Below are 16,318 nucleotides of genomic sequence, written 5' to 3' on the forward strand. Positions count from 1 at the left end.
ACCCAGGGAGTTCAGGCAACATCAACAGCGCGTCACCCAGACCGGGAGCGCGCCAACCAGCGCATAGACCGTGTCCGGTTATGCAGGGGCAAGATCACGGCCTCCCTGGCGTGGCAGCCGCCCGCCGGCATGACGCCAACCCAGGCACTGCAGGCAGCCACCGCAGACGTCACGGAGTTCCGCCTCGCGCCGGCGCATGAGAAGTTCAGCTGGCTATACGACAACGCGCTGGCCAAGAGCCATGGCGAGCCCGGCCTCACGGCGGGCATCTTGTTGCCAGCATGGGCAAAGCTTGCCCGGCACCATCCCCCGGCCATGCAGCGTGTCGTTGCCGCGCGGGACCAGCTCGCCGCCCAGGCTGCGGAAGGTGGTTACAAGGGCCAGGCCGTGCTGCTCATCCTGCACCGCGTCAATGTCAGCCTGCAGGACGCCGCCTCGACGCGTGACGCATTCGCCCGTTTCGCCGCGCGTGACCCCGTGCTGGCCGAGACCGCCGTCTTCAACATGCTGCCCGCCTTCATCGCACTGCAAGACTACGAAGCAGCAGCCCGATATCTGCAGTCATCCAGCGTCACGCCCTACTACGAACGCATGATCGATTCGATGAAGCGTCCGGCGCACCTGCCCGGCATCGCTGGCTCGGGCATCGCGCAACGCGGCCTGCAACGCCATACCGACATGCAACTGGCCCGCATCGCGCTCGTCCTCGTCAAAACCGGACGGCAGGATGAAGCGGAGCAACTGGTCCAGCACTTCCAGGCACGACTCGGGCCCGAGGTGTCAACCCACCATATGGCCGAGGCACTGAAGGGCATCGTGCCGCCGATCGACGAGCCCTGAGCCGGCTGCCGATCGGCCCTGGTCTCAATGCTCGTGGTCGTGCCCGCAGCCGGGGCCATGCACATGACCTGCGTCATGCGCCTTGACCGGGATCGCCAGGGGCTTGCGGGCCGGCGTCGGTGCAGCGGCGTGTTCATGCGCATGGCCGTGATCATCGCCATGGTCGTCATGCTCATGGCCGTGATGGTGATGGCCATGCCCCGCCCCCTCCCCATAGGCGCCGCCCTCGGGTTCGAAAGCCGCGTGCGCCTCGGTGACGATCAGGTGCTGGCGCCGCAACATGTCGGCCAGCACGGGGTCGGGCTCGAACTGCAAGAGATCGGGCTGCAGTTCGAGCGGCACGTGGCGGTTGCCCAGGTGATACGCAGCGCGCAGCAGGTCGAAGGACGAACCATGCTCTGCGCAATGGCGAACCTGCAGCACCGGCTGGGGCGAGGCGATGACGCGCAACAGCGAGCCGTCCTCGGCCACCAGCACATCGCCACCGCGCAGGCTGGTACCGCGCGGCAGCACGACACCGATCTCCCGGCCAGTGGAGTCGGTGGCGGAGAAGCGGCTCTTGCTGCGGGTGTCCCAGTCGAGTTCGAGCGTGGGCGCGCGCTTGACGAGCACGGCGGCGAGGCCGGCGCCGCCGGCAATGCGTTTGGAGGCGTGGATCATGGGCTTGTAAAGGAAAGGTAGCCTGGGTAGTATTACAGAAGTTATAACCAAGGCACGGCGATGAGCGCACTCAAGGTCACACAGATTGGAAACTCATTGGGCGTTATCTTGCCCAAGGAAGTGCTGGCGCGTTTGAAAGTGGAGAAGGGGGATGTGCTCTACCTGTCCGAGGCCGTCAACGGCGTGCTGATATCGCCGTACAGCCCCGAGTTCGAGCAACAGATGGACGCCGCGCGCAGCATCATGAAGAAGCGCCGCGCCGTGCTGCGGGAATTGGCCAAGTGAGCGCTGCAGCCTGGCGCTGGTTGAACGCTGACGTGCTCCGGGCCATTCATCACGAGCAACTGGCAGAGCATGGCGGAGCGCCCGGCATTCGCGATGAAGGCTTGTTCGAGTCGGCCGTCGCCAGGCCTCAGAACTTGGCGACGTACGGACAGCCCGACGTGTTCGAACTGGCCGCGTCTTATGCCGTGGGCCTTGCCAAGAACCATCCGTTCATCGACGGCAACAAGCGCACCGCCTACGTGGCGATGGAGCTCTTCCTCTGGCTCAACGGGCTGGAGCTTCTGGCCACCGACGCCGATTGCGTCATCACCATGCTGGGCGTCGCTGCCAGCCAGATCAGCGAAACAGAGCTGGCCGACTGGCTGCGCCAGCAAACCGAACCCATTGCCTGATACAGACCGCGCATGACTGCTCCAACACTGGAAACGCTCACCCTCTCCGTTCAAGATCACATCGCCACCGTCCGCCTGAACCGCCCCGACAAGGCCAACGCGATGAACGCGACGATGTGGCAGGACATCCGCCGCGCGTTCGACTGGATCGACAGCCAGCCCGAAGCCCGCGTGGCGGTGCTCGAAGGGAAAGGCAAGCACTTCACCGCCGGTATTGACCTGCAGATGATGATGGGCATCGCCCCGCAGATCGAAGACCCCTGCGATGGCCGCACGCGCGAAAGCCTGCGCCGCGTCATTCTCGACATGCAGGACACGCTCACCAGCCTGGAGCGCTGTCGCAAGCCCGTGCTCGCGGCCATCCACGGCGCCTGCGTGGGCGGCGGCATCGACCTGATCTGCGCCGCCGACATGCGCTACTGCTCGGCCGACGCTTACTTCTCCGTCAAGGAAATCGACATCGGCATGGTGGCCGACGTCGGCACGCTGCAGCGCCTGCCCAAGCTCATCGGCTCACAGGGCCTGGTGCGAGAGCTGGCCTACACGGGCCGGCGCGTGGAGGCGGCCGAGGCGCGCGAAATCGGCCTCGTCAACCGCGTGTTTGACAGCCGCGAGGCACTGGGCGCCGGCGTACGGGAGATCGCGGCCAGCATCGCCGCCAAGTCGCCGCTGTCCATCCGCGGCACGAAGGAGCAGCTCAACTACGCCCGCGACCATTCGGTAGCCGACGGGCTGAACTACATCGCGACGTGGAACGCGGCGATGCTGATGAGCGAGGACCTGAGCAAGGCCATGATGGCCGGCAAAGCAACGCCCGCATTCCGCGATTGAGCGTGGCCGGCGGCGCTGCCGCCCGTTGCGCCTCAGGGTGATCGGCCGCCGCTTCGGCGCGCCTGCGTCGGGCGCACCAGAATCCGCGGCCATGAAGCAACTCATCGCCTGTCTGCTCTGCCTGCTGCTGGCTCCAGCCTGGTCACTGGATCTGCGCGACGGCGATGTGCTGATCTACCGCCACGCGCTGGCGCCCGGCGGCGGCGACCCGCCGGACATGCGGTTGGGCGACTGCAGCACGCAGCGCAACCTCAGCGACGCCGGGCGCGAGCAGGCCCGCCGCATCGGCGACGCGCTGCGCCAACGCCTGGGTGCGCTGCGGGTGGTCGAAGTCTGGGCCTCGCCCTGGTGCCGCACGCTGGACACCGCACGACTGGCCTTTCCAGGCGTGACGCTGCGTGAGCGGCCGGCCTTCGGCTCCTTCTTCCAGCAGCCCGACCGCGAAGCGCAGATGCTGAGCGCGGCGCGGCAACTGCTGGCCGGCTGGCGCGGGCCGGGGGTGCTGGTCGTCGTCACCCACCAGGTGACGATCACGGGCCTCAGCAGCGTCTTTCCGGCGTCGGGCGAAGGCGTCGCCATGCGCTGGGCCGGCGGTGGCGGCAAGGTGCTGGGGCGGCTGGCAGCGCCGCCCCACTGATCACCTGCCCACGGTTCAGTCCGCGCGCCTGCGCTGCCGGCGGCCAGCCAGCAGCGCCAGGCCACCGGCCATCAGCGCCCAGGTGCCCGGCTCGGGGATGCTGGCCACCGCTGCCACGCCGGTGTCGGTGTAGTCGGTGAACACGCCGTCCACGCCCAGCTGCAGGTAGTACGCCATCTCGGCCTTGGGGGGGGCAAAGCCATAGCCGCTGGCGTCGTTGCGGAAGGTCCAGGTGTGGATGAACAGGCCGTTGGCATGCGCCGCCTCGATGACGCCGGTGCTGCCGTCCACACGGCGGTCATTGATGGTGAGCTGGCCGTCGCCGTCGCGGTCCACGCCGTCGTCCACGGTCTTGACGAGGTAGGGCTTCCAGGGGCCTACGCCATCGGCGTAGGCCTTGATGGCCGCCAGGCCGCCGTTGCTGACCATGTCGGCGAAGGTGGTCGTGCCGCCGGCCAGCAACACGTCATACGGCTGGCGGTAGGGGTCGACCAGGTCCATCGAGCCATCGGCATTCACGTCGTTGGCGTCCACCAGCTGCACCAGGCGCATGTCGGTCTGGCCGTTGAGGTACTGCAGGTTGCCCACCTCGAAGGATTGGATGAACACCGGCGCATTGGCGCTGTTGCCGTAGGCGGCGTGCAGGGTGCTGACCAGCTTGTTTTCGAAGGTCTTGTTGCCGAACAGGCTGTCGTGGAAGGTGCCGTGCTTGATCTCGGGGTAAAGGCCGACGGTGCGGCCGGTGGCCAGGCTCTGGGTCTTGGCCAGCGTCACGATCTCGTCCAGCGTCGGGATGCTGAACTGGCCGTTGAAGCTCTGGTCACGGTTGGCGCGCGGCTGCACGGCGCGCAGCGTCTTGATCTCGGCCAGCGTGAAGTCGCCGGCGAAATAGGCCGTGGTCGACACGCCGTCCACCATGCGCGTGCTCTTGCGGTTAGCGCCGAACTTGGCTGCCACGTCGGTGGTGCTGTCCAGCATCGGCTCGTGGCGGGCGATCAGCACGCCGTCCTTGGTCATCACCAGGTCGGGCTCGATGTAATTGGCGCCCAGCTGGATGGCCTTGGCATAGGCCTCCAGCGTGTGCTCAGGCAGATAACCCGAGGCGCCGCGGTGGGCGATGACGATGGGGGCGGCGCCGTCCAGCGTCTTGTAGGTCGTGGCCTGGGCGTTTGCCGAGGCCGCCAGTGCGAGGGCCAAGGCGCTGAGGATGAGGGTCTGCATGGGATGTCTTCCGCGGGGGTTGGGGTCTGCCACCGCCAACGACATGAGCGGCGGAAGCCGCGGGCAGTTTCAGCAGGCGCGATGAAGGCGTCGTGACACTCGCCGTTGCAGGATTAGGGGGTCGCGGTTCAGCCCTGGCGCTCGTGATCCTCCAGTGCCATCAAGAGCCGAGTGCGGTGCTCGCGCGCTACCACCCGCCAGTCCGCGCCGGTAAGTGCGCCTTCCAGCGCCCAGAGCAGGTTCAGCGAAACGTCCTGCCCCGCCCGCTTGGCTTTGGCGTAGGCGGCCACCGAGCCGAGCGCGCGGAGCTGGTCCAACGTCGTGATGCCGACGCTGGCCAGCATTTCGGCGGATTTGGGACCGAGGTTGGCCAAGGATTCGATGGCGTCTGGCATCGCGCTAGCCTAGACCATGATTCGATGCGGCGAGGGCACCGCATTTGCCCTGGCTGGGCGACACCACTGCACAGGAGACGCCATGAGCACCCACCTCCCCTACTCCGCTGACGAGCCGGCCCGCGCCGAGGTCGACGCGATGGCCGGCAGCACCGTGCTTGAGTTCGGCGCCAACTGGTGCGGCATCTGCCAGGCGGCGCAGCGAGCCATTGGCGACGCGCTGGCAGCGCACACGGCTGGCAAGCCGCTTCGCCACCTGAAGATCGAAGACGGCCGCGGCCGCCCGCTCGGCCGCTCGTTCGGCATCAAGCTGTGGCCGACGCTGGTGATGCTGCGCGACGGCCGCGAGGTCGCGCGCGTGGTGCGGCCCGGCAGCACTCACGCGATCACCGATGCGCTGGCACGGCTGGGCGCCGCTCCGCCCGCTTGAGTGTCAACGTGCGGGCAACGCGTACCGCAGCATGACGATGTCCGAGCCGGCCAGCCGGCGCTGCGCCACCAGCCTGAGCGGCGCGGGCAGGCCGGCCTCGAAGGTGCGTACGCCCTCGCCCAGCACCACGTTGGCGATCAGCACACGCAGCTCATCCACCATCCCGTAGGCCAGCAGGTCGTTCATCAGCACATGGCTGCCGTAGGCCAGCAGGTCGCCTCCGGCGCCCTGCTTCAGCGCCCGGATGCACGCGTGGGCCTGCGCGCGGCGCACCACCTCGGCGTCGCCCCACGGGTCGCCGATCTGCAAGGGCAGCGAGTCGCTCACCACCAGCTTTGGCATCGGTTCAACAAGCGCCGCAATCGCGGCCTGCACCGGCTCGGCGGCCGGATCCTGCTGCACCGTGGGCCAGTAGTCGCGGAACATGCCAAAGGTGATGCGGCCGAACATCAGCCTGCCCGCCGTGCGCAGCAGTTCGAGGTTGTGCTCGTCGAAGGCCTGGCCCATGGGCAGGCGGCTGAGGTCGCCACCGGGGCCGGCGCAGAAGCCGTCGAGCGAGACGAGTTGGCTGAAGATGAGTTGCGGCATGAGCGGTCACCTGGTCTGGGTTGACAAGCGCCACGCCGGCTTCCTCCAGGCGTGGCATCTCTTAGAGACAAGGCAACGCCCAAACTCATCGGTCCAACGGACGGATCAAGGCAACTCCAAGGGCAAACCGAAACGGCGATGCACGGCCGGATCCAGGAAGCTGTGCAGCTGCTGGATGCGCCCGTCGCGCAAGCTGAGCAGCGTGATTGCGCCCAGCGTGTAGCAGTCCACGCCGTCTTGCCGCATGTAGCAAGCAAAGCCCGGCTGGCCATTCGCCCACAGCGGCCGCAGCCGCCACGGCGTGGCGAAGACGCGCTCGACCATGAACCTCTGCACCATCGCCAGTCCGTCAAACCACGACGGCAGCGGCGGCATCGTGAAGCGCGCGTCTTCGGTGAACAGGCTTACCAGGCGCTCGATGTCGCGGCTCTCCCACGCGCTGACGAAGTCGGCGAGCAGGCGCTGCAGGCCGGCCTCACCCAGCCGCTCCAGCTCCACGGCCTGCGACAGGGCGGGCATGCGGTCGCGTACGGTTTGCTGCGCCCGCTGCAGCGCGCTGTTCACCGCCGCCGCCGAGGTCGACAGCAGCTCGGCAGCCTCCGCGGCCGAGTAGCCCAGCACCTCGCGCATCAGCAGCGCGGCGCGTTGTGTGCCGGGCAGATGCTGCAGCGCGGCGACAAAGGCGAGCGCGACGCTCTCGCGCCGGGCGAGCGCGTCGGCCGGGTCTTCATGGCTGCCGTGCGCGGGCTGAAACTCGTCCGGCAAGGGCTCAACCCACACCGGCCCCGGCACCATCGCACCGAGATCAGCCGTGTCCTGAAAAGCCGGACCGTGGTCCGACGAGGTGATGCGGCGCGGCCGCTGCGCGATCAGCCGCAGGCAGGCATTCGTCGCGATGCGGTAGAGCCAGGTTCCCAAGGCGCAGCGCCCCTCGAACGACGCCAAGCCGCGCCACGCGGCAAGCAGCGTTTCCTGCAGCGCGTCATCCGCATCATGGGGCGAGGCCAACATGCGATAGCAGTGCGCGTGCAGCGCATGGCGGTGAGGCGCGACAAGGCGATCAAAGGCGCCGGTGTCACCCGCGCGGGCGCATAAAAGCAGGTGGGATTCGGCGGCGGCTGGGGCTGGCACGCCGCATTCTGAGCGGGAATCAGCGAGCGCAGCGTGGACACGCGCCGTCAGCGGGCGAGCCGGATCTCCAGCTCGCGGTCGACATAGGCCCATTCGGGCGAAGCCCGCAGTGCGGCCAGCAAGTCATCGAACGCGCTTGCATGGCCGGGCGCGAACTCGAACCAGGTCAGGAAGTCGAATGGCTCGGCCTCGCCCAGGTCGCGACCGTGGTGGAGGCGGCGCGCGATGGCCGGCAGATATCTCACCGACGTGCACGTGCTGGCCGGTCACGGTCCAGTCGCGGTGATCGGCACCAACGATGAAGCAGGGCGAGACAAGTCTCCGCGTGCTGGTCGCCCCCGCTCGGGGCGCCATGATCTGCAACGCGCAGTACCTTTTGCGGAAACCGACCCCGTGACACCACCATCTCCGTGATGCAGACGTGGTCTACAGTTTGATCCGAAGGCCCAACGGAGAAGGGTGAGCGCGACGTCGAGGAGATGTGGAACCTTGACTGCTTGGGTGCGTCGTACGTTCTTCGTACGGGCAAAGAAAAAGCACCTAGCGTCGCCGCCAAGTGCTTGTTCTACCTACCAACAGACCGACCCACTGGATCAGTCTCAAATCTGGTAGGCGCGATTGGATTCGAACCAACGACCCCCACCATGTCAAGGTGGTGCTCTAACCAACTGAGCTACGCGCCTGAAGAGCTGCGCACTATAGCAGAAGTTTTCGGCTCATTTGCGGCGCGCAGAACGCACGCCGGGAATGCTGCAAAGCTCGCGCAACATCTTGGTCAGCTTGGATGCATCCGAGAGCTCGAGCGTGAAGCTCATCCAGGCCGTGTCCCCGCCGCCCGCCCGAGGCTTGGCTGAACCGGGCTTCATGGACTGCGTGTTGACCGCCACGACGTTCATCTTTTCCTTGGCGAAGACTTCGAGGACATCGCGCAGCAGGCCCTGGCGGTCGCCGGCTTCGACGAGCACGTCGACTGGATAGACCGGTGCACCCTTCCCCGCCGCTTCTCCACCGCCCCATTCCACCGCAATGACGCGCTCGGGCGAGCGCCGCTTCATCTCGGCCAGGTTGCTGCAATCGCCGCGATGGATAGCCACGCCCTTGCCACGCGTGACAAAGCCCTGGATGACATCCGGCGGCGCCGGCCGGCAGCAACGCGACAGCGTCGTGAGCAGCGAGTCGATGCCGACCACGAGGACGCCGCCCTTGCCTGACGCGCTCGGGCCCCGCGTATGGCGCTGCGCGAGCAACTCGTTCTCGTCGGGCACCGGCTCGGGTGGGCGCAGCAGCAGCTCGATGTTGCGCAGCGAATATTCGTCCTTGCCGACCACCTCGAACAAGGCATCCGCGCCCTTGAAGCCCAGGCGCGCGGCCAGCTCGTCAAGCTTGAGGGCCGTCTTGCCCTCGCGCTGCAGCAGCTTCTCGACCAGCTCGCGGCCCTTGGCAATCGTCTGCGCCTGCTGCAACGCGTTGAACCACGCCCGCACCTTGGCGCGCGAGCGCTGGCTCTGCAGATAGCCCAGTTCGGGGTTGAGCCAGTCCAGCGACGGCCCGCCCTCCTTGGTCGCGACGATCTCCACCGTCTGGCCGCTTTGCAGCGGCGTGTTCAGCGGCAGCATCTGGCCGTCGATGCGCGCGCCGCGGCAGCGGTGGCCCAGGTCGGTGTGAACCGCGTAGGCGAAGTCCACCGGCGTCGCACCCGCTGCAAGCTCGACGATGGTGGCCTGGGGCGTGAAGACGTAGATGCGGTCGTCGAAGGCTGGCACGCCGCCCGCGGCCTGCGCTTCCTGCACGGTGTCGCGCTCCCAGGCCAGCAACTGGTTCAGCACCGCCTTGCGCGCCCGCGCCACCTGCTCCTCGAACTCGCCAGCTGCACTGACACCGGCATAGCCACGAGCGCCGGCCTCCTTGTAGGCCCAGTGCGCCGCCACGCCATGTTCGGCATGCTCGTGCATCTCACGCGTGCGGATCTGCACCTCCATCGCGCGGCCATCGGGGCCGACGACGACGGTGTGCAGGGACTGGTAGCCGTTGGGCTTTGGCTTGGCGATGTAGTCGTCGAACTCGCCGGGCACCGGCGCATAAATCTCGTGCAGGCGCGCCAGCGCGGCATAGCAATCGCCCACGCTGGCAACGATGACGCGCAGCGCCCGCAGGTCGAAGACGCGGTCCAGCGACAGGTCCTTGCCCTGCATCTTCTTGTGGATGCTGTAGAGATGCTTGGGCCGGCCCTGCACTTCGGCAGCCAGGCCCTGACCGTAGAGGTCGGCCTGCAACGCCGCACGCGCGGCCTCGACGCGCTGTTCGCGCTCGACGCGGGTTTCGTGCAGGGCCCTGGCCAGCGATTTGTAGGCCTCGGGTTCGCGGAAGCGAAAGGACAGGTCTTCCAGCTCCCACTTGATCTGCCAGATGCCCAGCCTGTTGGCCAGCGGCGCGAAAACGCTCAGCGACTCGTCTGCCAGTTCGCCCGGGCAGGGCTGCTTGGCGGCGGCATACCAGCGCAGTGTCTGCAGCCTCGACGCTAAGCGCAGCAGCACCACGCGCAAGTCGCGCGAGAAGGCGAGCAGCATCTTGCGCACGCGCTCGGTCTGCTCGGCGCGGACATCGGCGCGGCGATCAGTCTGGACCTTGGCGACACGAGCGGCGCGCTGCAGTTGCACCAGGCGGCGCGTGTGCGTGACAAGGCTGGCATGGCTGTCGCCGAAAGCCTTGGCGACGACCTCCTCGGGCTTGTTGAGGAAGTCGGCTGCATAGACCAGGTAGGCCGCCGCCTGCAGCTCCTGCGCGGCGCCGACGGCCTGCAGGATGGCGGCGACACCATCGGCATGCGCGAGCGCGTTCTCGCCGGTGTCCAGCGGCTCGGCGGCCAGCAAGGGTTCGGCAAAGGCGCGGGCTCGCACCACCTCGGCGTTGGAATGCGCAGCGCCGGCATCCAGCAGCGCGACGATGGGCGCTGTGGCCGCGCCCTCGGGCATGGAGCCGGTTCTCATGGGCCGAGGAAATCCCTCACGATGGCGATCTGCTCGTCACGGATGAGGGTGGGCGCATGGCCTATTCCGGCCAGTTCCACGAGGCGGGCATTCGGGCCGCGCTGCGTCATCGCGCGGGCCGTCTCGGCGCTGAGCAGGTCGGACTCCGCCCCGCGGATCAGCAGGGTCGGGCAGCGCAGCTGGTCATAGGCGGCCCAAAGCGCCGCCTCGCCCGCAGCGACCAGTTCCGGCGTCACGGCCGCGAAGGGCAGCGCGATGGCCGGGTCGTAGTGCGACTTCCATTCACCGGCTTCCTCGCGGAACAGCGGCGCGGAGAGCGCCAACCACTCCTCGTCCGTATGCGGGCCGAAGCCCTCGGAAATGCCGCGCAGATAGGCGGCACCGTCCTCCAGCGACTTGAAGCGCGGCGCCTTGCCCAGGTAACTGCCGATGCGCTGCAGCGCCTCGATGCGGATGGCCGGCCCCACGTCGTTGAGCACCAGCCGGCGAATCGGGCTGGGCATGCCGTCCGGTCGCGGCAGCGCCGCCAAGCCCAGGCCGATCAAGCCGCCCATGGACGTGCCGACCCAGTCGGCCTGCTCCACATCCAGCCGCGCCAGCAGCGCCACCATGTCGGAGACATAACCCGGTATCTGATAGCCAGACGGCTGGCGCAGCCAGTCTGAGCGGCCACGGCCGACGACATCGGGGCAGACCACGCGGTAGCGCTCGCCCATCACGCGGGCCAGGGCGTCAAAGTCCCGGCCCTGGCGCGACAGGCCATGCACGCAGACCAGCACGGGCGCGTCGGCACGCGGGCCGTCCCACTCCCAATAGGCCATGCGGTGCAGGCCGGTCGCGTCCAGGCAATTGACGAAGCGCAGTCGGGGCTGGGTCATGATGCAATCCTTTAAAACCATCGTAGCAACCCAGAAGGACCCACCATGTTGAAAGGCAAGACGGCCCTCGTCACCGGCTCCACCAGCGGCATCGGCCTCGGCATCGCCCTCGCTCTGGCGCGGCAAGGCGCGAACCTGATCCTGAACGGCTTCGGCGATGTCGACGGCCCCAAGGCCGAGGTGGCAGCGCTGGGCGTCAAGGTCGGCTACCACGGCGCCGACATGAGCAAGCCCGCCGACATCGCGGCCATGGTGGCCTATGCGGACGTCGAGTTCGGCGGCATCGACATCCTTGTCAACAACGCCGGCATCCAGCATGTGGCGCCGGTGCAGGACTTCCCCGTCGAGAAGTGGGACGCCATCATCGCGATCAACCTCACCTCGGCCTTCCACACCACGCGCCTGGCCCTGCCCGGCATGTTGAAGAAGAACTGGGGCCGGATCATCAACGTCGCCTCGGCCCACGGCCTGGTGGCGTCGGCGCAGAAGTCTGCCTATGTGGCGGCCAAGCACGGGCTCGTCGGTTTCACCAAGAGCATCGCGCTGGAGACGGCCATCACCCCCGTCACCGTCAACGCCATCTGCCCAGGCTGGGTGTTGACGCCGCTGGTGCAGAAGCAGGTCGACGCGCTGGCCGAGCGCGAAGGCGTGGACAACGCCGAGGCCAAGCGCCGGCTGCTGGCCGAGAAGCAGCCCTCGCTGCAATTCACGACGCCGGACGAGCTCGGCGCGCTGGCCGTCTTCCTGTGCACCGACGCGGCCATCAATGTGCGCGGCCAGGCCTGGGCGATGGACGGCGGCTGGACCGCCGTCTGACTATCTCGTCAGCTGCACGCTGCCGTTGACGTCGACAGTGACGACCGCCTTGCCGGCTTCCGTCGGCAAGGCTTCGTCAGCCGAGGCGACGCTGGCGCGCATGGCCTTCATCATCATCGGCCGCGGCGCCGGTTCGTCGGCCGACACGTTGACCTCGCCGACCACATAGCCGCCATAGCCGAACTGGCGCGCATAGTCCGCCGCCTTGGCGCGGTAGCGCGCGATGGCCTGGGCGGAGATGTCGGACTCCGCCTTCTCGCGCGCCTCGCGCGACAGGCTGTAGCCAACGCGGGCGATAGACAAGGTGTTGATGCGACCGGCCAGCTGCGCGATGGCGGCGGAATCCCGGCCCTCGACCAGCAGCTCCGCACTGCCCTGCCAGCCGTTGATCTTGCCGCTCTTGGGGTCGTGGCGCGGCGTCAGCGCAAAGCTGCCCGTCTGCACGTCGACCAAGCCGGGCTTGGCCGCCTTGCGCGCTTCTGACAGGGCCGCGTCGAGCGCCTGTTTCAGTGCGGTCTGCACGGCGGCGGCATCGGCGCCTTCGCGGGTGGTCGAGAACGCGATGCCGAGCAAATCGCGCGTCACTTCGGCGCTGGCGCTGGCCGAAAGGCTGAGGCGCTCGCGCGGCGGCGCCTCGGCGGCGACGGCCGCATGGGCGGTGAAGGACAGGGCGAGAGTCGAGAAAATGAATACCGCACGCATGGACGCTGCCTTTGCAAGGAAGGAAGCCCAGCTTAGCCCGCCCTGTTGGCAACGAGCTGTAACGCCTGCATGCTGTCCTACAAAGCCCGGTTTCCAACCTGCTCACAATGGCGCTGTTACAAATTCTGGAAATGCGATGAACAGCAGCGCGACGCCCCGTCCCAACCGCATCCTCGTCGTTGACGACGACGCCCGCATCCGCGACCTGCTCCGGCGCTATCTGACCCAGGAAGGTTTTGAAGTGCTGCTGGCCGAGGACAGCCGAGCGTTGAACAAGCAGCTGACCCGCGAGACCGTGGACCTCATCGTGCTGGACCTGATGCTGCCCGGCGAGGACGGCCTGACCATCTGCCGACGCCTGCGCGCCGCCAACGACAGCACGCCCATCATCATGCTGACGGCCAAGGTGGAGGACGTGGACCGCATCGTCGGCCTGGAAGTCGGCGCCGACGACTACCTGGCCAAGCCCTTTAACCCGCGCGAACTGCTGGCCCGCATCAACGCCGTGCTGCGCCGCCGCCCGCCGCCGGAGGCGCCGGGCGCGCCCAGCAAAGAGCCGATGACGGTCACCTTCGGTCCCTTCGAGTTCGACCTGGCCCTGCGCCGCCTGACCAAGAACGGCGAGCAGCTGCCGTTGACCACCGGCGAGTTCTCCATGCTGAAGACCCTGGTGCGCCACCCGCGCCAGCCGCTGTCGCGCGACAAGCTGGCCCAACTGGCCCGCGGCCGCGAGTTCGAGCCGTTCGACCGCAGCCTGGATGTGCAGATCTCGCGCCTGCGCAAGATGCTGGAGGCCGACCCGGCCCAGCCGCGCTATATCCAGACGGTCTGGGGTGTGGGCTATGTGTTCGTTCCCGACGAGAACAGCTGAACCCGACGACATTGCGGGGCAGACCGCTCGAGCGCAGCGGCCGGCTCCGTCCCCAACCGACTAGGCAGGAATGGCCCGCCCCCACCTCGCGCTCAATCTCTTCTGGCGCACCTTTGCCTGGCTGGCCCTGCTGCTGGCCGGTGCGGTGTTCGCCTGGCAGTACACCTTCAAGTTGCTGGAGGCCCAGCCACGCGCGCTGGAGTCTGCCGAGCAACTGGCCGGCCTCGTCAAGCTCAGCCGCATCGCGCTGGAGCACACCGACCCGATCAACCGCGTCGCCGTCATCAGCTCGATGTCGCGCGGCGACACGGTGCAGGTCCGGGTGGCCGAGACCAGCGATCGCTGGCTGCCCTACGACACCAGCCCGTTCGCCAAGCAACTGGCCTCCGAGTTGCGCCAGGCACTGGGGCCGGACACGGTCGTGGCCCGTAGCGTCAACGACAAGTCCGGCCTGTGGGTGCGCTACGTCGTCGGCGAGGACGCCTTCTGGCTGCGCACCAGCGCCACGCCGCTGTCGATCTCGCTGGCCAGCAACTGGTGGTGGGTGGTGATCGCGCTGCTGGCCACGGTCGTGGGCTCGGCCCTGATCGCCCGCCTCATCAACCAGCCGCTGCGGGAACTGGCCGACGCCGCCGGCCGCATCCGCGATGGCGAATACGACTCGCGCCTGGACGAGACGACGATGACCAGCGAGATCCGCGAGGTCAACATGGGCTTCAACCGCATGGCCCGAGAGCTGGCCAAACTGGAGGAAGACCGCGCCGTCATGCTGGCCGGCATCTCGCACGACCTGCGCACACCGCTGGCGCGCTTGCGGCTGGAAACCGAGATGAGTGTCAATGACGAGCAGGCGCGTCACTTCATGGCGCAGGACATCGACCAGCTCGACGCCATCATCAGCAAGTTCATGGACTACGCGCGGCCCAACGAGACGCAGCTGCGTGAGACCAAGCTGCTGGACATCGTCGAGCGCGAGGTGCAGGGCTTCCGCGACCCCGACCAGATCCGCTTCCGCGTGCAGGTCAGCTCGGCCCTCAAGGTCTTCGTCGACGACACCGAGCTGGGCCGCGTGCTGCTCAACCTGTTCGAGAACGCGCGCCGCTACGGCCATGCCGAGGGCGAGCCAGCGCGCGTGGACGTCAGTGCCACGCGCCAGGGCGCCTGGATCGAGCTGCGCGTGCGCGATCATGGTCCCGGCGTGCCGCCCAACCGCCTGCAGCGGCTCACCACCCCCTTCTACCGCGGTGACGCAGCGCGCACGGCCGCCAGCGGCGCCGGCCTGGGCTTGGCCATCGTCGAGAAATCGGTACAGCGCCTGGGCGGCACGCTGTCCATCAGCAATGCGCAGGGTGGCGGGCTGATCACGGTGCTGAAGCTGCAGGCGGGCTGAGCTACCCTCGGCACCGCCGCCACATCACGGGCCCTGCCGCCCGCCTCATGAAGCCCAACCGCCTTCCCGCGCTGGCCTTGGCCCTGTCTCTGCTGCTGCCAACCGCCACCAGCGCGGACCACGGCCTGGACATCCTCGTCTACACCAACGCCGGCGTGTTCGAGGCACTGCCAGGCGAACGCCCGGGCGGTCCGGGCGGCGTGATGCTGGAGCGCCTGCAAACCCTCAGCGGCGTCACGCTGCGCCAGCAGGTACTGCCCGTCAGCCGCGCCATGTTGATGGCCGAACAGAAGCCGGGCAGCTGCGCCGTGGCCTTGCCGCGCACGCCTGAACGGGAACCGCGCCACTTGTGGGCCGGCCCCTGGGCACGTGGCGCCATAGCCATCTACGGCCGTGCCGACGAGACAGGCCAGGTCGACGGCCCACAGGCCCTGCGCGGCCACCCGGTCGTCGTGCTGCGAGACTCGGCGCCCGCCGCCTGGCTCAAGGAGCAAGGGCTGGTGGCGGAGGAGGTCAAGGACAACAGCACCGCGCTGCGCATGCTGCAGGCGCGGCGCGTGGACTTCTGGCTGGCCAATGACATCGCCGCGCATTTCGTCATCCGCGCCGCCGGCGGTGTGGCGCCACGCGTGCTGCACAGCTTCGGTCGCATCGACCTCTACTTCGCCTGCCACCCCGGCAGCGACCCAGCCGCGCTCGGCGCGCTGGATCTGGCGATCACCCAGCTGCGCCGCAACGGCGAACTGGTCGAGTTCGGCCTGCGCTGATCAGGCAGCGCACAGCAGGCACACGGCCCGCGCCTCGATGGCGCGGCCCTCCCCCACCGGGCCCATCTTCTCGGCGGTCTTGGCCTTCACGTTGAGCTGGCCTGCGTCGACGCCCAGCACCGCGGCAAGTCGCTCTCGCATCGCCGGAATGTGGGGCGCTATCTTGGGCGCCTGGGCGACGATGGTCGCGTCCAGGTTGACAAGCTGCCAGCCCGCCTCCCGCACGCGTCGGTAGGCCTCGGCCAGCAGCACCATCGAGTCAGCACCCTTGAACTCGGCGGCCGTGTCGGGAAAGAGCTTGCCGATGTCGCCCAGCGCGGCAGCGCCGAGCAGCGCATCGGTGATGGCATGCGCGAGCGCATCGGCGTCCGAATGGCCCAGCAGCCCATGGGTGTGCGGAATGGTGATGCCGCCAAGGATCAGCGGGCGGCCGGTGACGAGCTGGTGGGTATCCCAGCCCTCGCCGATGCGAAGGGACGGCAGCGGGTTCATGGCGG

General features: G+C 68.1%; 20 protein-coding genes and 1 tRNA gene. 10 read left to right on the forward strand and 11 right to left on the reverse strand.

The window, feature by feature from the left end:
• Window positions 1-129 precede the first annotated feature (129 nt).
• Entirely contained in the window at window positions 130-840 is a 711-nt protein-coding gene (locus tag ASC81_RS15935) for a hypothetical protein (RefSeq protein WP_056269100.1), read from the forward strand.
• A 24-nt stretch (window positions 841-864) separates the two neighbouring features.
• Here ASC81_RS15935 and ureE read toward each other — a convergent pair whose 3' ends face one another.
• Window positions 865-1,500, reverse strand: coding sequence for an urease accessory protein UreE (gene ureE, locus ASC81_RS15940; protein WP_056269102.1), 636 nt, complete (start codon window positions 1,498-1,500; stop codon window positions 865-867).
• A gap of 60 nt (window positions 1,501-1,560) precedes the next feature.
• Here ureE and ASC81_RS15945 point away from each other — a divergent pair, with 60 nt between their 5' ends.
• The 4 genes from ASC81_RS15945 to ASC81_RS15960 all read left to right on the forward strand — a co-directional run bounded on the left by ASC81_RS15945 (window position 1,561) and on the right by ASC81_RS15960 (window position 3,645).
• Complete coding sequence (locus ASC81_RS15945) at window positions 1,561-1,785, forward strand: AbrB/MazE/SpoVT family DNA-binding domain-containing protein (protein ID WP_056269104.1); 225 nt, start codon at window positions 1,561-1,563, stop codon at window positions 1,783-1,785.
• Entirely contained in the window at window positions 1,782-2,177 is a 396-nt protein-coding gene (locus ASC81_RS15950) for a type II toxin-antitoxin system death-on-curing family toxin (protein WP_056269106.1), read from the forward strand. Before ASC81_RS15945 ends, ASC81_RS15950 begins: the two co-directional genes overlap by 4 nt.
• A gap of 12 nt (window positions 2,178-2,189) precedes the next feature.
• A complete protein-coding gene (locus ASC81_RS15955; RefSeq protein WP_056269108.1) occupies window positions 2,190-3,008 on the forward strand; it encodes a crotonase/enoyl-CoA hydratase family protein in 819 nt (272 codons plus the stop codon).
• Window positions 3,009-3,099: 91 nt separating this feature from the next.
• Window positions 3,100-3,645, forward strand: a complete 546-nt coding sequence (locus ASC81_RS15960) for a histidine phosphatase family protein (protein WP_056269944.1) — start codon at window positions 3,100-3,102, stop codon at window positions 3,643-3,645.
• 15 nt (window positions 3,646-3,660) lie between these two features.
• Here ASC81_RS15960 and ASC81_RS15965 read toward each other — a convergent pair whose 3' ends face one another.
• Window positions 3,661-4,866, reverse strand: a complete 1,206-nt coding sequence (locus tag ASC81_RS15965) for a glycerophosphodiester phosphodiesterase (RefSeq protein WP_082536571.1) — start codon at window positions 4,864-4,866, stop codon at window positions 3,661-3,663.
• Window positions 4,867-4,994: 128 nt separating this feature from the next.
• On the reverse strand, window positions 4,995-5,261 hold the full coding sequence (locus ASC81_RS15970; protein ID WP_056269110.1) for a TfoX/Sxy family protein: 267 nt from the start codon (window positions 5,259-5,261) through the stop codon (window positions 4,995-4,997).
• 82 nt (window positions 5,262-5,343) lie between these two features.
• Here ASC81_RS15970 and ASC81_RS15975 point away from each other — a divergent pair, with 82 nt between their 5' ends.
• Entirely contained in the window at window positions 5,344-5,691 is a 348-nt protein-coding gene (locus ASC81_RS15975) for a thioredoxin family protein (protein ID WP_056269113.1), read from the forward strand.
• A 3-nt stretch (window positions 5,692-5,694) separates the two neighbouring features.
• Here the strand turns inward: ASC81_RS15975 and ASC81_RS15980 are convergent, their stop codons facing one another.
• From ASC81_RS15980 to ASC81_RS16005, 6 genes are all read right to left on the reverse strand, one after another.
• Window positions 5,695-6,279, reverse strand: a complete 585-nt coding sequence (locus tag ASC81_RS15980; RefSeq protein ID WP_056269115.1) for a dihydrofolate reductase family protein — start codon at window positions 6,277-6,279, stop codon at window positions 5,695-5,697.
• A 105-nt stretch (window positions 6,280-6,384) separates the two neighbouring features.
• Window positions 6,385-7,410, reverse strand: a complete 1,026-nt coding sequence (locus ASC81_RS15985) for an RNA polymerase subunit sigma-70 (protein WP_056269117.1) — start codon at window positions 7,408-7,410, stop codon at window positions 6,385-6,387.
• A 47-nt stretch (window positions 7,411-7,457) separates the two neighbouring features.
• Window positions 7,458-7,655 (reverse strand): hypothetical protein, encoded by a 198-nt coding sequence (locus tag ASC81_RS15990; RefSeq protein ID WP_200946873.1) that lies wholly within the window; start codon window positions 7,653-7,655, stop codon window positions 7,458-7,460.
• A 361-nt stretch (window positions 7,656-8,016) separates the two neighbouring features.
• A tRNA-Val gene (locus tag ASC81_RS15995) sits at window positions 8,017-8,093 on the reverse strand.
• A 33-nt stretch (window positions 8,094-8,126) separates the two neighbouring features.
• Window positions 8,127-10,397, reverse strand: coding sequence for a bifunctional (p)ppGpp synthetase/guanosine-3',5'-bis(diphosphate) 3'-pyrophosphohydrolase (locus ASC81_RS16000; RefSeq protein WP_056269119.1), 2,271 nt, complete (start codon window positions 10,395-10,397; stop codon window positions 8,127-8,129).
• On the reverse strand, window positions 10,394-11,275 hold the full coding sequence (locus ASC81_RS16005; RefSeq protein ID WP_056269122.1) for an alpha/beta fold hydrolase: 882 nt from the start codon (window positions 11,273-11,275) through the stop codon (window positions 10,394-10,396). Before ASC81_RS16005 ends, ASC81_RS16000 begins: the two co-directional genes overlap by 4 nt.
• A 45-nt stretch (window positions 11,276-11,320) precedes the next feature.
• Between ASC81_RS16005 and ASC81_RS16010 the strand changes: the two genes are divergently transcribed.
• A complete protein-coding gene (locus ASC81_RS16010) occupies window positions 11,321-12,091 on the forward strand; it encodes a 3-hydroxybutyrate dehydrogenase (protein ID WP_056269124.1) in 771 nt (256 codons plus the stop codon).
• Here ASC81_RS16010 and ASC81_RS16015 read toward each other — a convergent pair whose 3' ends face one another.
• Complete coding sequence (locus tag ASC81_RS16015; protein WP_056269127.1) at window positions 12,092-12,793, reverse strand: SIMPL domain-containing protein; 702 nt, start codon at window positions 12,791-12,793, stop codon at window positions 12,092-12,094.
• 136 nt (window positions 12,794-12,929) lie between these two features.
• Between ASC81_RS16015 and ompR the strand changes: the two genes are divergently transcribed.
• The 3 genes from ompR to ASC81_RS16030 all read left to right on the forward strand — a co-directional run bounded on the left by ompR (window position 12,930) and on the right by ASC81_RS16030 (window position 15,821).
• Window positions 12,930-13,664: a two-component system response regulator OmpR gene (gene ompR, locus ASC81_RS16020; RefSeq protein ID WP_056269129.1), complete on the forward strand. Its 735-nt coding sequence runs from the start codon at window positions 12,930-12,932 to the stop codon at window positions 13,662-13,664.
• 70 nt (window positions 13,665-13,734) lie between these two features.
• Entirely contained in the window at window positions 13,735-15,054 is a 1,320-nt protein-coding gene (locus ASC81_RS16025) for an ATP-binding protein (protein WP_056269131.1), read from the forward strand.
• A gap of 47 nt (window positions 15,055-15,101) precedes the next feature.
• Window positions 15,102-15,821, forward strand: coding sequence for an ABC transporter substrate-binding protein (locus ASC81_RS16030; RefSeq protein WP_056269133.1), 720 nt, complete (start codon window positions 15,102-15,104; stop codon window positions 15,819-15,821).
• Here the strand turns inward: ASC81_RS16030 and ispF are convergent, their stop codons facing one another.
• Window positions 15,822-16,313: a 2-C-methyl-D-erythritol 2,4-cyclodiphosphate synthase gene (gene ispF, locus ASC81_RS16035; protein WP_056269135.1), complete on the reverse strand. Its 492-nt coding sequence runs from the start codon at window positions 16,311-16,313 to the stop codon at window positions 15,822-15,824. It lies immediately after the preceding gene.
• Window positions 16,314-16,318 lie beyond the last annotated feature (5 nt).

It is taken from the genome of Pelomonas sp. Root405 (assembly GCF_001425165.1).
Taxonomy (GTDB): domain Bacteria; phylum Pseudomonadota; class Gammaproteobacteria; order Burkholderiales; family Burkholderiaceae_C; genus Pelomonas.

Bases quoted from the DNA above. Each gene is read 5' to 3' on its own strand.
- ASC81_RS15965 (WP_082536571.1), bottom strand. From the start codon at position 4,866: ATGCAGACCCTCATCCTCAGCGCCTTGGCCCTCGCACTGGCGGCCTCG.
- ispF (WP_056269135.1), bottom strand. From the start codon at position 16,313: ATGAACCCGCTGCCGTCCCTTCGCATCGGCGAGGGCTGGGATACCCAC.
- ASC81_RS16025 (WP_056269131.1), top strand. From the start codon at position 13,735: ATGGCCCGCCCCCACCTCGCGCTCAATCTCTTCTGGCGCACCTTTGCC.
- ASC81_RS15935 (WP_056269100.1), top strand. From the start codon at position 130: ATGACGCCAACCCAGGCACTGCAGGCAGCCACCGCAGACGTCACGGAG.
- ompR (WP_056269129.1), top strand. From the start codon at position 12,930: ATGAACAGCAGCGCGACGCCCCGTCCCAACCGCATCCTCGTCGTTGAC.
- ASC81_RS16010 (WP_056269124.1), top strand. From the start codon at position 11,321: ATGTTGAAAGGCAAGACGGCCCTCGTCACCGGCTCCACCAGCGGCATC.
- ASC81_RS16000 (WP_056269119.1), bottom strand. From the start codon at position 10,397: ATGAGAACCGGCTCCATGCCCGAGGGCGCGGCCACAGCGCCCATCGTC.
- ASC81_RS16005 (WP_056269122.1), bottom strand. From the start codon at position 11,275: ATGACCCAGCCCCGACTGCGCTTCGTCAATTGCCTGGACGCGACCGGC.
- ureE (WP_056269102.1), bottom strand. From the start codon at position 1,500: ATGATCCACGCCTCCAAACGCATTGCCGGCGGCGCCGGCCTCGCCGCC.
- ASC81_RS15970 (WP_056269110.1), bottom strand. From the start codon at position 5,261: ATGCCAGACGCCATCGAATCCTTGGCCAACCTCGGTCCCAAATCCGCC.
- ASC81_RS15945 (WP_056269104.1), top strand. From the start codon at position 1,561: ATGAGCGCACTCAAGGTCACACAGATTGGAAACTCATTGGGCGTTATC.
- ASC81_RS15980 (WP_056269115.1), bottom strand. From the start codon at position 6,279: ATGCCGCAACTCATCTTCAGCCAACTCGTCTCGCTCGACGGCTTCTGC.
- ASC81_RS16030 (WP_056269133.1), top strand. From the start codon at position 15,102: ATGAAGCCCAACCGCCTTCCCGCGCTGGCCTTGGCCCTGTCTCTGCTG.
- ASC81_RS15975 (WP_056269113.1), top strand. From the start codon at position 5,344: ATGAGCACCCACCTCCCCTACTCCGCTGACGAGCCGGCCCGCGCCGAG.
- ASC81_RS15955 (WP_056269108.1), top strand. From the start codon at position 2,190: ATGACTGCTCCAACACTGGAAACGCTCACCCTCTCCGTTCAAGATCAC.
- ASC81_RS16015 (WP_056269127.1), bottom strand. From the start codon at position 12,793: ATGCGTGCGGTATTCATTTTCTCGACTCTCGCCCTGTCCTTCACCGCC.
- ASC81_RS15960 (WP_056269944.1), top strand. From the start codon at position 3,100: ATGAAGCAACTCATCGCCTGTCTGCTCTGCCTGCTGCTGGCTCCAGCC.